Genomic DNA, 13,752 nt, shown 5'->3' on the forward strand with positions numbered 1-13,752 from the left:
GTATTTGTGAAAAGGCCGCAAGGATTCAGATCGAGCCGAGCGCTTCGTCCGGGACGCCGCTCATTCGCGCCGCATCGCGCGAAGGCGGGGCACCGAACTGCCGGGCATATTCGCGGCTGAACTGTGAGGCGCTCTCATAGCCCACGGCAAAGGCGGTGCGGGCGGCATCGTGGCTGGTCGCCAGCAGCCGGCGCGCGGCCTGAAGGCGCAGCGTCTTCTGGTATTGCAGCGGGCTCATGCCGGTGATGGCCTTGAAGTGGCGGTGAAACGAGGGGACGCTCATGCCAGCGATCCCGGCAAGGTCGCCGATGGGAAGCGGCTGGTCGAACTGGCGCCGGATACGCTCTATCGCCCGTCGGATGCGCGACAGGCGGCTGTCCTCGCGGCCCACCTGCCGCAGCATCGGCCCGTGGTTGCCCTGAAGCAGCCGGTACAGCACTTCCCGTTCGCGCGCCGGGCCAAGAATCGGGATGTCTGCCGGGGTGTCGAGCAGGGCAAGTAGCTGGTCCCAGGCGTCCAGCAGTTCGCGGGTCACCGGCGCCACGCCGAAGCCAGCGGCCGGAGGCGTTGGCGGCGCCGAGGGCAGCTGGGCCAGCAGGTCGGACAGCACCGCGCGGTCCAGCGCGAGGCTGGTGACGACATAGGGCTGCGCTTCCGAGGCTTCCATCACGCAGCCGGTGGCAGGCAGTTCCAGCGACGTGACGAAACAGCTGGCGGCGTCATAACGCAGGACGCGGTTCCCGATCATCACTTGCTTTGCGCCTTGCAGCACCAGGCAGATCATCGGTTCGTAAACCGTGCTCACCGGCGTGCTGCTCTGGCTGGAAACGCCCAGGCCCAGGCGGGGGACCGGCGTTTTGAGGCGCAGGCCATCGGTGTGGCGGCGGACCCGGGCGGCCATGCGTTCGAGCAATTCCTGCATGGCGGCAAGATCGCACCGCGCCGCTCTCGTTTCAAGCGGGCTGATAGGATCGGGCAAGGCGTTGATACGATCGGGCACCGGGATCAGGCGCGCTCCGGCCATATGCTGGGCAGGGCCGCAAAGCCGCGCTCGGACATATATTGCCTATCAGGAGATGGACATGACCAGTACTTTTGGCGCTACCTCGACGACGGATGACGTGCTTGCCGGCATCGACCTTGGCGGCAAGCGCATACTCGTGACCGGCGCTTCCGCCGGGCTGGGGGTAGAGACTTGCCGCGTGCTCGCAGCGCACGGAGCAAACGTGGTGGGCGCTGCCCGCGATCTGGGCAAGGCCGCGCAGGCGACGGCGAGCGTACGCGAAGCGGCCGGGCGCGGCCGCGGCAGCTTCGATCTTGTCGAACTGGATCTTGCCTCGCTCGCCAGTGTGCGGGCCTGCGCGGATGGGCTGGTCACCGACGGTACGCCTTTCGACATCGTGATCGCCAATGCCGGGGTGATGGCGCCGCCGCTGGGCCGCACCTCTGACGGTTTCGAAACCCAGTTCGGCACCAATCACCTCGGCCACTTCGTGCTGGTGAACCGCATTGCCGGATTGATCCGTGAGAACGGGCGGCTGGTGAACCTTTCGTCCGCCGGGCACCGCTTTGCCGACGTCGACCTCACCGACCCCAATTTCGAGCACACCGCCTACGATCCGTGGATCGGCTATGGTCGCTCCAAGACGGCGAACGTGTTGTTCGCGGTGGAGTTCGACCGGCGCCACCGGGATCGCGGCGTGCGCGCGGCGGCGGTCCATCCAGGCGGCATCCGCACCGAACTGAGCCGGCATATGTCCGAGGCCGACGAGGAAGCGTTGATCGCCTCCCTCAACGCGACCCAGGCGGCCGCCGGGCTGCCGCCGTTCGCCTACAAGTCCATACCCCAGGGCGCGGCGACGTCGGTATGGGCGGCCGTGGTTGCCGACGCCGAAGCCATCGGCGGACGCTATTGCGAGGATTGCCACGTCGCCGAACTCCAGGACAGCGAAGGCATTCGTGCCGGCGTGCGGCCCTATGCGCTGGACGCGGACCGCGCGCAGGCCCTCTGGACCAAGAGCGAGGAACTGGTTTCCGAACGGTTCTGATGCGGCGAAGGGCGGGATTTTCGCATCCCGCCCTTCGTTCGATTTCAGCCCGGTGCGCGGGGCAGTCAGTTGACGTGGAGCTTGTGCCGGCGCCAGGCATGATCGGCGACAAGGCCCATGGCGGCCATCGCGCCGCCGGTCAGACCCGCCGTGCCCAAGGCGACGATCACCGGCTGCGCAAACCCCGCAATAGCGCGGGCGCGTTCGTTGAAGGGTTCGATAAGGCGGCTCATGTCTTTGCTCCTGCGCAGTGGTCCGGTGTCTCGGCCCTCAAGCTGCGCCGTGAGTTCTCGATAGGCGCATTCGCATGTCCAGATAACTGGGATAAAGTTGCAGGATTCGTTCGAATAACCGGAACAAGGGCCTCGCAGGTACTGTGTTGAACGGGGGATTCGGCACCGAGATCATCGGTCCAGACACGTTGCATCTTGCACTTCGGCACTGTGTTCGACGACACTCGCGATATCCGCGAAATGCGCCGGAACCAGGTCAAGGGGGACAGTCCTTGCCAGGATTCGGTGCTATCAAAAGCGGGGCTGTTCAGGGGTATGGTATGAGCGTCAGCGTCTTCGGTTCCCTCAATCTCGACATCGCCCTGCGCCTGCCGGTCCGCGCGGCCTGGGGGCAGACCCTGCTGGTGGACGAGGGTGAGCAGGCGGTGGGCGGCAAGGGCCTCAACCAGGCGGTAGCGGCCGCGCGGTTCGGTTCGGTCACGCACATGGCGGGCGCGGTCGGCGGCGATGCGGCTGGCGTGATGCTGCGCGAGGCGCTGGAGGCCGAGGGTGTCGATACCGCGCATGTCGAAGTGCTCGAAGGCCGCGGCAGCGGGCGGGCGACGATCCTGATCGAGCCGGGCGGCGACAACATGATCGCGGTGGAGGCGGCCGCCAATCTCTCTGCGCGCGCGGCGGCGGCGATGGGAGTGATCGATGCGGCAACGCGGGTGCTGCTGGTCCAGCTCGAAACCGATATCGACGAAATCGCCGCGCTGCTGGCCAGCGAGGCGGCGGGGCCGACACGCAAGATCCTCAACGCCGCCCCGGCCATCCTGCCGGGTTCGCGGCTGTTCGACCTGTGCGACATGCTGATCTTCAACCAGACCGAATTTGCCGATTACCTCGGCCTCGACCGCGAGCCTGAGGGGCTGGACGACCTTCTCGTCTCGCGCCGATTGCTGACCCGGCCCGATCAGGCGGTGGTAGTGACGCTGGGCGCGGCAGGATCGGCTGCGGTCTGGGCTGACCGGGCGATTTTCGCCCCTGCCATCCGCGCAGAAACGGTGGTGGACACCAGCGGCGCGGGAGACTGCTTCTGCGGCGTGGTGGCGGCGTGTGTCGATCAGGGCATCGGGCTGGAGGATGCCTTGCGGCTGGGCAATGCGGCGGCGTCGATCTCGGTCGGGCGGCGGGGGGCGGCACCTTCCATGCCGCGCCGGGCAGAGGTGGACGCGCTGGTCGCCGCGCTGGCCTGACGGGCGAAGGAATACGGCGCTCACACGCAAGATCGCAGCGGACGGCGCGGTAGAATGCGGCCCCATCAGGCAGGAAACAGGAGGCATTGATGGACGTCGTGGCTGAACACAGGGTCGAAGCGGGGACCGGCTATCGGCTAATCACGGTGGAGAAGCTCAACCCCACGATCGGCGCCTATGTGAGCGGCGTCGACCTGACCCAGCCATTCGGCGAGGACGTGGCCGACGAACTGCGCCGCGCGCTGGCGGAAAACCTGGCGATCTTCCTGCGTGACCAGCCGATTGATTTCGCGGCGCACCGCCGCCTCGCCGCCGTGTTCGGAGAGGCGCATGTCGCCCCCAGCACCAAGCCGTGGCGGGTGCCCGGCTTCGACGAAATCACCAGGATGCACGCGGACGAGAACTCCACTTACGTTGCGGGCGAGGACTGGCATTCGGACATGAGCGCCGACCCCGAGCCGCCGATGGGTTCGCTGCTCTACCTCCACACGATCCCGCCGCTGGGCGGCGACACCGTGTTCGCCAGCATGTATGCGGCGTGGGATGCGCTGTCAGACCGGATGAAGGCGCAGCTTGAAGGGCTGAGCGCGGTCCACGATGCGGTTAAGGCGTTCGGCGGACTCGTGCCCAAGGGCCAGGCATTGCCGTGCACTTCGCATCCGGTCGTGCGTATCCATCCGGTGACGGGGCGCAAGGCGCTTTACGTCAATCGCGGCTATACCACGCGGATCGAAGGCATTTCCGAACGGGAGAGCGAGGCTCTGCTCGGCTTCCTGTTCGAGCACGTGCAAAGCCCAATGTTCCAGTGCCGCTTCACCTGGAGCCCGCACGCAATCGCCATCTGGGACAACCGCTGCGGCCAGCACATGGCGATCTGGGACTATTTCCCGCAGGTACGCTCGGGCTACCGCATCCAGGTCAAGGGCGAGAAGCCGGTTTGAATGCTCCGTCGTCCCGGACGCAGGGTCCGGGACGCTATCAGCTTTCGGCCACCAGCGTTCCCTGAAACCGCGCCTTTGCGGCAGGCTTGCGCAGCACCGCCACCACGCAGAACAGCACCGCGCTAAGCGCCGCCAGCCCGAAGAATACGCCCGAGAAGCTCCCCGTCTGATCCTTGATCGCCCCGCCCAGCGCCGGGCCCAGCGCGGCGGAAGTCGAGACCGCCATCATGATCGAGTACAGTTCAAGCGAGGCTTTCTGGCCGAAATATTCCTGCAGCAGCATCACCGTGCTGACGTAGCTGAATCCCAGTCCACCGCCGAAGGCGATCATCCACAGGATCAGCACCAGCGGACCGTCGGCCACCGCCAGCAGCGCGGCTGAGAAGCCCAGGCATCCCAGCGAGAACATCGTCAGCGCGCGCGGGCTGGTCTTTTCTCCCGCCACGCCCGCCAGCGCAGAGCCGATCGCGCAGACCAGCGCCGAAAGGCTGATCATCTGCGAAGCGCGGCCTTCGCCGATGCCGTGTTCCAGCAGATGCTGGTAGGCGAAACTGTGCGTGGTGGTATTGATGGCGAGGCAGGCGGTATAAGCGAAAACGATCACCCAGAACTGCACCGTGCCCAGCGCCGCGCGCACGGTCCACGCGGCCGGGCCGTCGACCGCCTGGGTGTGCTGTTCGGGGCCGGGCAGGCGCAGTCGGCTGGCGGCGATGGTGCTGAAGCCGCCGATCACCACGGCTGCCACCGCGAACAGCAGCCAGTAGCTGCGCCAGCCCATGCCGCCGCTTTGCAGACCGTAGTACATCATCGGCCCGGCCACCGCGCCAAGATTGCCGATGGTGAAGTACAGCCCCAGCACCGTCGAGCGGCGGCGGAATGTGCTGGACAGGACATGGACCGCAGGCACCGTGCCGCAAAAGCAGTAGCCCACGCCCAGCAGCGTCGTGCCCAGGTAATAGGTCATCACCCCGGTCGAGGCGTAAAGCAGCCCAAACCCGGCAAAGAGGATCACCGTACCCGTCAGCAGCGTGCGCCCCACGCCCAGCTTGCGGATCGTCCAGGCCGGCGCCAGGCTGATGATCCCGCAGGCGGTGCCCAGCAGGGTGAAGCCGAAGCCCGCCTGCGCCCACGACATGCCGAATTCCTGCACCATCGAGGGGATCACCATCCCCAGCGAGTTGAAGGTGCCCGCCGAAAGCAGAAAGTACATCAGGCACAGTGCCTGCAGCACGATGTAGACGAGCAGCCGGGTGTTCATCGGGGCTTTCAAGGGCATGGTCATGGCGTGATCCCCAGCGGGATTGAAGAGGAACTGGCGGCCGTGCTCATAGCACCGGCCACCGGCAGGGAACGGTCTTTCCGGCGCGCGCGAGGAGCGCCGGGGCGGCGGCTTCCACTTCGGCAAGGATTTGCTCCTCGTCGATGGTGGTCGCGCGGTAATTGTCTACCAGACGCCGTCCGTCGACCCAGACCGAGTGGACGCCGCGTCCGTCAGCCGACCAGACCAGCTGGTTGACCACGTTGAGCAGCGGCGTCCATTCCGGGCGCTGGCGGTCGTGAGCGACGAAGTCGGCCTTCTTGCCCGGCTCCAGGCTGCCGATCAGGTGGCTCATCCGCGCGCCGGCAGCGCCGTTCACGGTGGCGAATTCCAGCACGTCATAGGCCGAGAACAGGCTGGAATCGCGCCGCGCGTCCTTGAACAGCCCGGCGGTGACGTACATCGCGCGCATCATGTCGGCGGCGTTGCCGTTGTTGTTGCCATCCGTGCCCAGCTGGATCGGCACCCCCGCTGCCATCATTTCCGGGAAAAGCCCCGAGTGGGTGGCCCCGTAAGCGCCCTTCATCGCCGTCATCGGGCAATGGGTTACGTGAGTGCCGGTGCTGGCGAGCAGGCCGACTTCCTCGGCATCGAGGAAGATCGCATGGGTCAGCGACAGATGATCTCCGAGCGCTTCGATGTCGGCAAGGTGGGCGATGGGCCGCTTGCCGGTCATGGCGAGGTAGAATTCGGGGTCCTGCGGGTCCGGGCTCATGTGCGCGGTGACGCCGGCGCCGTGGTCCCTGGCGAGGCTGGTGGCCGCGCGCCACAACTCGTCCGTGGCAGTGGAGTGGCCGACCAGCGCGGGCCACGCCGCCAGCAGCGGATCACCGGCGCAGGAATAGCGCTCCACCTCGCGCTGCAGGGTGTCGATGGCCTTCGCGGTCAGCGCGGCCTGGTTCTCGGCCGGATCGAAGGCGCGGTCCTGTGCCCACTGGCCGATGCGCCCGCGAATGCCGGTTTCGGCAAGGCCGTCATGGACCGCGTGAAGGTCGAGAATGGTGCCGGCCTCGACGAAGCAGGTGGTGCCGGTACGCAGCATTTCCAGCGCGGCGAAGCGGGCGGAAAGGCGCTCCTCCTCCGGCGTCTGGGCCAAGTCGATGGGGATCAGCCAGCCCATCACGTTGGTTTCCCAGTCCGCATCGTCAGGCACGGCGCCGCGCGTCAATGGCTCGCCGGTGGTGTGGACGTGGCAGTTGACGAAGCCGGGCGTGAGCACGAATCGCGAGCCGTCGATGACCTCGCGGGGGCTGACTGCGGCCTCGATCTCGGCGGTGGGCCCTACCGCGTGGATTCGGTCGCCGATCACGGCAAGGGCGCCGTCGCGGTAGATGCGCCGCTCGGCGTCCATGGTGACGATCCACGCGCCGCGGATCAGCAGGTCGACCGGAACCGGATCACTGGGCATCACGCCGACCATGCCGCCACCACAGCGTCGGTCGTCACCAGCAGCGAGGTATGTTCGTTGAGCGCGGTCAGAGTGTGGACGTGCAGCGCCTCGTCGAAGCTGGCGCAGGCGTCGGACACCACGAAGGTATGGAAATCGCGGTGGAAGGCGTCGCGCGTAGTGGAATCGACGCAGCAGTCGGTTGTGAGGCCGGTCATCACCAGCGTGTCGATCCCGCGCGCGCGCAGTTGTTCCTCGAAATCGGTGCCGTGGAAGCTGGAATAGGCCAGCTTGCTCACCTCGATGTCGCCCGGCTCGGGGGCGACGCGGTAATAGTCCTCGCCGCCGCTGCCAATGCGGCAGATGCCCTCGCTGCCCGGCGTGCCGCGGCGGGTCATCCAGGTTTTCAGCGCATTGGAATCGGTTTCGGGCCGGGTCATCACGCGCATGAAGCCTACCGTGGCCCCGGCCTTGCGCGCGGCGATGATGAGGGCCTCGATCCTGTCGATCGCCGCTTCGGCGGGGGACATGTCGGTGCCGTAGCGGCCGATCAGCCCCTCGGGAGAGGCGAAGTCCACCTGCACGTCGACTACGATCAGGGCGGTGCGCTGCGGGGCGATCATCTCGCCCGGCTGGGCGACGTGGGGTAGATCAGCCATTCGTGGTCTCCACTGCCGCCATCTGCGCGGGGAAGCGCTCGCGCAGCACCGGCAGCACCTTCTCGCCGAAGACCGGCAACGATGCGTGATAGTCGGGGAAGATCAGCATCAGCCCGTCGAGCGAGGTTTTCTCGAAGATCGCACTCAGCCGTTCGATCACCGTTTCGGGCGTGCCAAGCACATGCGGGGTCATGAAGGTGGAGCGGGCCTTCTGGGTAAAGGCGTTTTCCTTGCCGATCTCGCTATCGAGAAAGCCGTAAGCGCGCATCATGCCGTGCAGGGCGCCTTCGTCGAACCCGGCGCGAAAGTGCGCGGCGGTTTCCTCGGCTTGCGCGTCGGTCTCGCCGAAGACCACGGTCATCATCGAATATGTGCGGATCTTCGCGCCGAGCGCGGCGGCGCCGGCCTTGGCATCGGCGCTGGCCTTGGCCAGTTCCTCGACGTTGCCGCCCGATAGGAACAGGGCGTCCATTTCATTGGCGGTGAACTCGATCCCGACTTTTGACGTGCCGGCGCAGACCAGGAACGGCGGGCTGGCGGGCTTGGGGTCGGAAATGCAGTCGTCGAGGGTGAAATACTTGCCGTGGCTGGTGACCGACGGCTGGGTCCACAGTGCCTTGATGGCCTGTATCCATTCGGTGGCGAGGACGTAGCGTTCGTCGTGGTCAACGCCTTCGGGCCATGCGCCCATCTGCGAAAATTCGCCCTTGTAGGCGCCGGTCACGACGTTGAGCCCGGCGCGGCCGTGGCTGATCTGGTCAAGCGTGGCGATCATCTTGGCGGTGACGGCGGGGTTCTGCAGGATCGTATGGACCGTGGCCCAGACCTTCACACGGCTGGTCGCCTGCGCAAGACCCGCCATCATCATCGGCGAATCCAGACTGGCGCGCCAGTGCTCGGTCTCGCCGCCATAGCCCCGGTATTTCGCCATCGCCATGATGAAGTCCAGACCGATATCCTCGGCCAGCTTCGCGGCTTTCAGGTTGTAGTCGTAGGAGCCGTCGAGCGTGGGGGCGTTCTTCGAGAGGATCCAGCCGCCGTTCGCCATCGGCATGAAAATGCCGAGGTCCCGCCCGCCGGTGTCGGACGGCAGGCCGAATGTTGCCGGTCTCGGTTGGCTCGTGCTCATGTGGCTCCCCTGAATAGCCGCGTCGTTGCTGGGTGGAGGCTAGAATGGGGTGTGCGCGCGATCTTGTCACCCTGCGCCCGCGCTCTTGTCGTATGGTCAAGATGCCGGGCGCGGGCGGTAAAGATGTGGCGGGGCAGGGCGCGGTAGGCCACACCGCATCAGGCACGAGGGAGATCGAACGTGAGCAACTGGTTCATCACAGGCGTAAGCACCGGCCTTGGCCGCGCGATCGCGCGCGCGGCGCTGGCAGCGGGGGATACCGTCGTCGGCACGGTGCGCAGCGCTGATGCGGCCGCCTCGTTCGAGGCGCTTGGCGAGCGCGCCATCGGCATGGTGCTGGACGTGACTGATGCGGAGGCCGTCACCGCCGTGGTCGATGCGGCCGAGGCGCGGACCGGCGGGCTGGACTTCATCGTCAACAATGCCGGTCTTGGCTATACCGGCGCGATCGAGGAAACCCCGATCGCGGACGCCAAGGCGCTGTTCGACGTCAATGTATGGGGCGCGCTGGCGGTTATTCAGGCGGCCTTGCCGCACCTTCGCAGCCGAAAGGCGGGGCATATCGTCAATGTCGGCTCGATCAGCGGCATGGCCTGCTGGAACGGCACCGGCATTTACGGCGCCACCAAGTTCGCGCTGGACTGCATCGGGCGCACGCTGGCGCAGGAGGTGAACCCGCTGGGCATCAAGGTGACAAATGTGGCGCCGGGCGGAATGCGTACCGAGTTCGCCGCCTCGCACTTGCTGGGGGCCGAGCCAAGCATCGCCGATTATGCCGGGACCGCGCATGTCGCCCGCGAGGTGCTGACCGGACACCACGGCGAGGAGCCGAGCGATCCCGACCTCATTGCAGCGGCGATCCTGACTGCGGTGACGTCGAGCGAGCCGCCGCTGGTACTGCTGCTGGGCACTGATGCGCTGGGCTATGCCACGCGCGAGTTCGCGATGCTGGGCGAGCAGTTCGAGACGTGGAAGCACCTGACGACATCGGTTGGGGCGGCGTAAGGGGGCTGCCCTGAGCTACACGCATCGTCACCCTGAACTTGTTTCAGGGTCCATTGCGTCGCATATCCTGCGCGATAGTCGGCAAACCGCCGGGGCGGCTGGTGAAGCAACACCTCGGTCAACGGCGCCTGATGGACCCTGAAACAAGTTCAGGGTGACGATGTCTGGAGGGAGGCATGGTGTGTTCGCGAAAAGCAATCAGGATGAGAACAGGCTTTTCCTGATAACCGCGTGCACGCCCCAGTTGCCGTTCGCCACCTGGCTGATCCCGAAGTCCACACCCACCGACAGCAGCGAGATCGCCTCGTCCTCGGTGAAATCGCGCAAGGTCATCAGGAACCGGCGGGCCTTGCGGAACGCATCGCGCATGGCGGCGTCGATGGAGCTTTGCTTGTAGACTTCGCTCTGCGCGCTGGCGCCGAGTTCCTTGAGGTAATCGGGGTGGGAGAAGCCCAGGATCACCCATTCGTCGGGCGTCTCGATCATCGGATAGTCGATGCCGCGGATGTATTTGCGGCTGGTCTTGGCCGGGTGAAGAATAACCTGGATCACCGCCGTCATCGAACATTCGATGGCGGTGCCGCACAGTTCGCTATCGCCCTGGCTGGCGTGGGGATCACCCATCGACAGCAGCCCGCCCGGCACGCCCACGGGAAGAAAGCAGCTGGCGCCCTTGCCCAGCCGCCAGTTGTCGATGTTGCCGCCGAAGTTGGCGGGCGGAACGGAGTCTATCAGTTCAGAATGGGCCGGGGCCAGCGCGATCACGCCGAAGTGCGGGCGCACCGGGATCGTCACGTCGCGCAGGACATCGAAGTTGCGGGTGATCGTCTCTGGATCTACCGGGACGCCGGGATAGTCGTAGCGATCGTGGACCACGCCCGAAGGGTCGGTCTGCGGGGTCCAGCGATAGGAGTACACCGCCTGCGCCGTGGCCCGGCCGGGTTCGTCGTCCATTTCGTAGATGGTGATGACCTCGCGGTCCTTGGGTTCGGTCAGCAGGTCCTTATAGTGAAAGCCCCAGTACGCGGCGACGTTGCTGCCGAACGAGCGGCCCGCGAAGCGCGGGTTCTGGCTGGGGCGGGCTTCCATGTCGAGGATGCGTACTTCGATCACGTCGCCGGGGCGAGCGCCCTCCACCGCGATCGGGCCGGTGCAGATATGCACGCCGAACCCCTCGCCGGGGCCGCGACCCAAGGCAGATGCGTCGAATGGACCGGCACCGCGGCGTTCAACCGCCTTGCCCTCGGCGGTCCAGTGGAACACCGCTTCGGCGCCCGCATCGCCCTCGATCATACGCTCGGCATCGTCGTTGGCGTGGTGGGTGAGGGTTTCGATGGTGACATAGTCGCCCGAGCGCACTTCCAGCGCCGGGCTTAGCGAGCGGCTGAAATAGCCCCAGTGAATGGTATCGGGCCGGGCGGGCAGGAAATGGTGACGGCGGGTGCGCGCTGCGTCGTCCAGCGCGGGCAGGGCATCCGCGCCGGGCAGTACGCCTTCGAGTACGCTCGCGGGCTCGCGGTTTTCCAGCCGCACGTCGCGGGCCTTTTCCGGGCGGCCGCGCCGGGGTGCTTCGGCGGATGTGCCCACGGATTCGGGTGACTTGCGATATTCGCGCGGGCTCATCCCGTACTGCTCGCGAAAGGCGCGGGAGAACGAGGCGCTGTCGTTGAAGCCCCACTGGAACAGGATTTCCGAAATCGAACGCTGCGCGTGCAACGGGCTGCCAAGGTCCAGCCGGCAGCGTTCCAGCCTGCGCAGTTTGACGTAGTGGCCGAAACTTTCGCCGTGCTGCTCGAACAGCTTTTGCAGATAGCGCGGCGAGATATTGTGCTCCGACGCGATCTGGTGGGTGTTCAAATTGGGGTCGGAGAGGCGCATCTCGATCGACTGGAACACCCGCTCCAGGATCGCGGCGCGTCCGCCCGCCGCGCCGCCCAGCGCCTTGGCGGGCGCGCGGTCCAGCAGGGTGGCGGCGATCATCTCGGGCAGGGCCAGTTCGACCGGGCGGATCTGGTCGTCCGAAATGTCGAGAATGGTGTCGGCGACGGTGCGCAGCAGGCTGGACATCATGCGGCCAACGGCAGTGTCGGCGATGAGGTCGCTGATCTGTGTCGGCAGCTGCGAGCGCGATTTGAGCGCCGGCAGGCTGTGCGGCACCTTGACGATGAGCAGTCGGAAATCGCCCTCGGCGGTGATCCGGCAGCGGGTGTCGCCGCCGCCGTAAACCATGTCGCCCTCGCCGATCTCGACCACCGCATCGCCGCTGGTGGCGGTAAGGCGGCCTTCCAGCAGGAGGACGAGCCAGAAACAGCGCGCCTCCTGCCGGAAATCCAGGGTCAGCGCCTGCGCCGTGCCGGTGCAGCGGATGAACTGAATCTTCTGGCCGCTGGTGAAGCTGACGAGGTCTCCGTAGATGTCCTCGTCGCCGCCATCCAGTTCGAGGCTGACGCGCTGCAGTGCAAAACGCCAGGCTTCCAGGCGCTGGTCGTGCGGATAGGCATTGGTCGTCAATCGCACGCCGGTCATGCCGGATTACCCTTGTTATTTAACCCTGAATACAAAGCCTAGTCGATCGTCCCGGCACCGGCCAGACGCTTGTGTGCATTGCGGTAACGGTGGACCAGCCACTTGTTGAACTGGCCTTGCGCGCCCTCCTGCCACGAATAGCGGCCGCGCGGTGCGAAGCGCGAACGCAGGCCTTCCTGCACCAGTCCGTCGACATGCATGTCCTGGGCGATGATCTTGCCCGAGGCGGAAAGGTTCATGTCGAGCAGGTTGTCGAAATTGGGCTCGGCCATGGCGCCCGGCGCGAACAGGAAGCCGGTTTCCAGTTCGTGCGATTCCGGGCCGTCCGGGCGCAGGATGAGGTAGATCACCATGTCGCTCATCATCACCAGCGACAGCGAGGGCGGGACGTTAGCGAAGGTCATGCGGCTGCGGCCCTCGTCGGTCAGGCCGGGGAATACCGGCAGCACCGCGCGCTGGGTGGCGTTGAAGCTGGCGTCGGGATGCAGAGTGCCGTTGAAGCGCAGGAACCCGGCGTCCTCAGGCTCGGAATGCGGGAATTCCGCGCGGCCCGAGGGCACGAAGTCATGCAGCGGCCCGGCATGCAGGCGGCTGGCGTGATAGCCGTCGTTGTTGTTCTCGAACATGACCTTCCAGTTCCACGGCAACTTGGCCGCAGGGTCCGGGCGCGGCCCCTCGGCGCTGGCGAGGTCGTACCCGGAGATCGCGTCCGCGACTTTGGCAAGGCGAGGGCCGAGCGGGGCGGCGTTCAGGTCGAAGTTGACGAAGATGAAGCCGTTCCAGATTTCGACGGCAAAGCGTGGCAGGCCGTTTTCCTTGCGGTCGAAATTGCAGGTCTTGTTCATGGCCGGGGCGGCCACCAGCGCGCCGTCGAGCGAGTAGCTCCAGTGGTGGTACGGGCACAGGAACCCGCGCGCCTTGCCCGCCCCTTCGGCAACCAGCATCGCGCGGTGCTGGCACACCGCCGACATCGCGTTGATCTCTCCGGCAAGGTTGCGCGCGACGATGATCGGCTCATTCACGGTGCGGGTGGTGAAAAACTCGCCTGGCTCCCCGATCCACGATTCGCGCCCCACGCACTGCCACTCGTTGAAGTAGAGCGCCTCCTTCTCGAACTCGTAGAAGTCGGTGCCGGTGTAGCATTCGGGCGGCAGCGTCACCGCATCGGCAAGGTCGATCGCCGAGGCGGAGAGGGACTCGATGAAGCTGTCTGACATCAAAGGGGCGTGCATCGTTGGCGCGGACATGGTGTACTTCCCTGGTGTGTT

General features: G+C 66.2%; 12 protein-coding genes. 4 read left to right on the plus strand and 8 right to left on the minus strand.

The annotated features are described in order from the left end of the window. Positions 1-25: 25 nt before the first annotated feature. Positions 26-1,024, minus strand: coding sequence for an AraC family transcriptional regulator (locus V474_RS22205; protein ID WP_236711395.1), 999 nt, complete (start codon positions 1,022-1,024; stop codon positions 26-28). A 58-nt stretch (positions 1,025-1,082) separates the two neighbouring features. Here V474_RS22205 and V474_RS22210 point away from each other — a divergent pair, with 58 nt between their 5' ends. After that, positions 1,083-2,048 carry an SDR family NAD(P)-dependent oxidoreductase gene (locus V474_RS22210; RefSeq protein WP_059153403.1) on the plus strand — a complete coding sequence of 322 codons (966 nt, stop codon included), beginning with the start codon at positions 1,083-1,085 and terminating at the stop codon, positions 2,046-2,048. Between the two features lie 65 nt (positions 2,049-2,113). Here the strand turns inward: V474_RS22210 and V474_RS26345 are convergent, their stop codons facing one another. Beyond that, the gene (locus tag V474_RS26345; RefSeq protein ID WP_169795124.1) at positions 2,114-2,281 is read right to left on the minus strand and encodes a hypothetical protein; all 168 of its coding nucleotides are present in this window, start codon (positions 2,279-2,281) and stop codon (positions 2,114-2,116) included. Positions 2,282-2,601: 320 nt separating this feature from the next. Here V474_RS26345 and V474_RS22215 point away from each other — a divergent pair, with 320 nt between their 5' ends. Together V474_RS22215 and V474_RS22220 are read left to right on the plus strand one after the other, a co-directional pair. After that, positions 2,602-3,519, plus strand: coding sequence for a ribokinase (locus V474_RS22215; protein ID WP_059153404.1), 918 nt, complete (start codon positions 2,602-2,604; stop codon positions 3,517-3,519). Between the two features lie 89 nt (positions 3,520-3,608). Further along, the gene (locus V474_RS22220) at positions 3,609-4,460 is read left to right on the plus strand and encodes a TauD/TfdA dioxygenase family protein (protein WP_059153405.1); all 852 of its coding nucleotides are present in this window, start codon (positions 3,609-3,611) and stop codon (positions 4,458-4,460) included. A 37-nt stretch (positions 4,461-4,497) separates the two neighbouring features. Here the strand turns inward: V474_RS22220 and V474_RS22225 are convergent, their stop codons facing one another. Genes V474_RS22225 through V474_RS22240 form a run of 4 tightly spaced genes read right to left on the minus strand, consistent with a single transcriptional unit; the run spans position 4,498 to position 8,953 of the window. Continuing rightward, on the minus strand, positions 4,498-5,742 hold the full coding sequence (locus V474_RS22225; RefSeq protein ID WP_236711396.1) for an MFS transporter: 1,245 nt from the start codon (positions 5,740-5,742) through the stop codon (positions 4,498-4,500). 43 nt (positions 5,743-5,785) lie between these two features. After that, positions 5,786-7,198, minus strand: coding sequence for an amidohydrolase family protein (locus tag V474_RS22230; protein ID WP_148649514.1), 1,413 nt, complete (start codon positions 7,196-7,198; stop codon positions 5,786-5,788). Then, positions 7,186-7,824 carry a cysteine hydrolase family protein gene (locus V474_RS22235; RefSeq protein ID WP_059153406.1) on the minus strand — a complete coding sequence of 213 codons (639 nt, stop codon included), beginning with the start codon at positions 7,822-7,824 and terminating at the stop codon, positions 7,186-7,188. The genes V474_RS22230 and V474_RS22235 overlap by 13 nt, the downstream gene beginning before the upstream one ends. Further along, positions 7,817-8,953, minus strand: coding sequence for an LLM class flavin-dependent oxidoreductase (locus tag V474_RS22240; protein ID WP_059153407.1), 1,137 nt, complete (start codon positions 8,951-8,953; stop codon positions 7,817-7,819). The genes V474_RS22235 and V474_RS22240 overlap by 8 nt, the downstream gene beginning before the upstream one ends. Positions 8,954-9,133: 180 nt before the next feature. Here V474_RS22240 and V474_RS22245 point away from each other — a divergent pair, with 180 nt between their 5' ends. After that, positions 9,134-9,958 carry an oxidoreductase gene (locus tag V474_RS22245; RefSeq protein ID WP_059153408.1) on the plus strand — a complete coding sequence of 275 codons (825 nt, stop codon included), beginning with the start codon at positions 9,134-9,136 and terminating at the stop codon, positions 9,956-9,958. Between the two features lie 198 nt (positions 9,959-10,156). On the opposite strand, the gene V474_RS22250 is transcribed toward V474_RS22245, so the two are convergent. Next, positions 10,157-12,484 carry an acetamidase/formamidase family protein gene (locus tag V474_RS22250; protein ID WP_201786086.1) on the minus strand — a complete coding sequence of 776 codons (2,328 nt, stop codon included), beginning with the start codon at positions 12,482-12,484 and terminating at the stop codon, positions 10,157-10,159. 38 nt (positions 12,485-12,522) lie between these two features. Next, positions 12,523-13,701 (minus strand): aromatic ring-hydroxylating oxygenase subunit alpha, encoded by a 1,179-nt coding sequence (locus V474_RS22255; RefSeq protein WP_236711397.1) that lies wholly within the window; start codon positions 13,699-13,701, stop codon positions 12,523-12,525. Between the last annotated feature and the right edge of the window lie 51 nt (positions 13,702-13,752).

Source organism: Novosphingobium barchaimii LL02, from assembly GCF_001046635.1.
Taxonomy (GTDB): domain Bacteria; phylum Pseudomonadota; class Alphaproteobacteria; order Sphingomonadales; family Sphingomonadaceae; genus Novosphingobium; species Novosphingobium barchaimii.

What these genes read in the sequence shown, in the direction of transcription:
- V474_RS22230 (WP_148649514.1), bottom strand. Translation starts at nt 7,198, where the DNA reads ATGGTCGGCGTGATGCCCAGTGATCCGGTTCCGGTCGACCTGCTGATC.
- V474_RS22250 (WP_201786086.1), bottom strand. Translation starts at nt 12,484, where the DNA reads ATGACCGGCGTGCGATTGACGACCAATGCCTATCCGCACGACCAGCGC.
- V474_RS22240 (WP_059153407.1), bottom strand. Translation starts at nt 8,953, where the DNA reads ATGAGCACGAGCCAACCGAGACCGGCAACATTCGGCCTGCCGTCCGAC.
- V474_RS22225 (WP_236711396.1), bottom strand. Translation starts at nt 5,742, where the DNA reads ATGACCATGCCCTTGAAAGCCCCGATGAACACCCGGCTGCTCGTCTAC.
- V474_RS22215 (WP_059153404.1), top strand. Translation starts at nt 2,602, where the DNA reads ATGAGCGTCAGCGTCTTCGGTTCCCTCAATCTCGACATCGCCCTGCGC.
- V474_RS26345 (WP_169795124.1), bottom strand. Translation starts at nt 2,281, where the DNA reads ATGAGCCGCCTTATCGAACCCTTCAACGAACGCGCCCGCGCTATTGCG.
- V474_RS22220 (WP_059153405.1), top strand. Translation starts at nt 3,609, where the DNA reads ATGGACGTCGTGGCTGAACACAGGGTCGAAGCGGGGACCGGCTATCGG.
- V474_RS22205 (WP_236711395.1), bottom strand. Translation starts at nt 1,024, where the DNA reads ATGGCCGGAGCGCGCCTGATCCCGGTGCCCGATCGTATCAACGCCTTG.
- V474_RS22210 (WP_059153403.1), top strand. Translation starts at nt 1,083, where the DNA reads ATGACCAGTACTTTTGGCGCTACCTCGACGACGGATGACGTGCTTGCC.
- V474_RS22235 (WP_059153406.1), bottom strand. Translation starts at nt 7,824, where the DNA reads ATGGCTGATCTACCCCACGTCGCCCAGCCGGGCGAGATGATCGCCCCG.
- V474_RS22255 (WP_236711397.1), bottom strand. Translation starts at nt 13,701, where the DNA reads ATGTCAGACAGCTTCATCGAGTCCCTCTCCGCCTCGGCGATCGACCTT.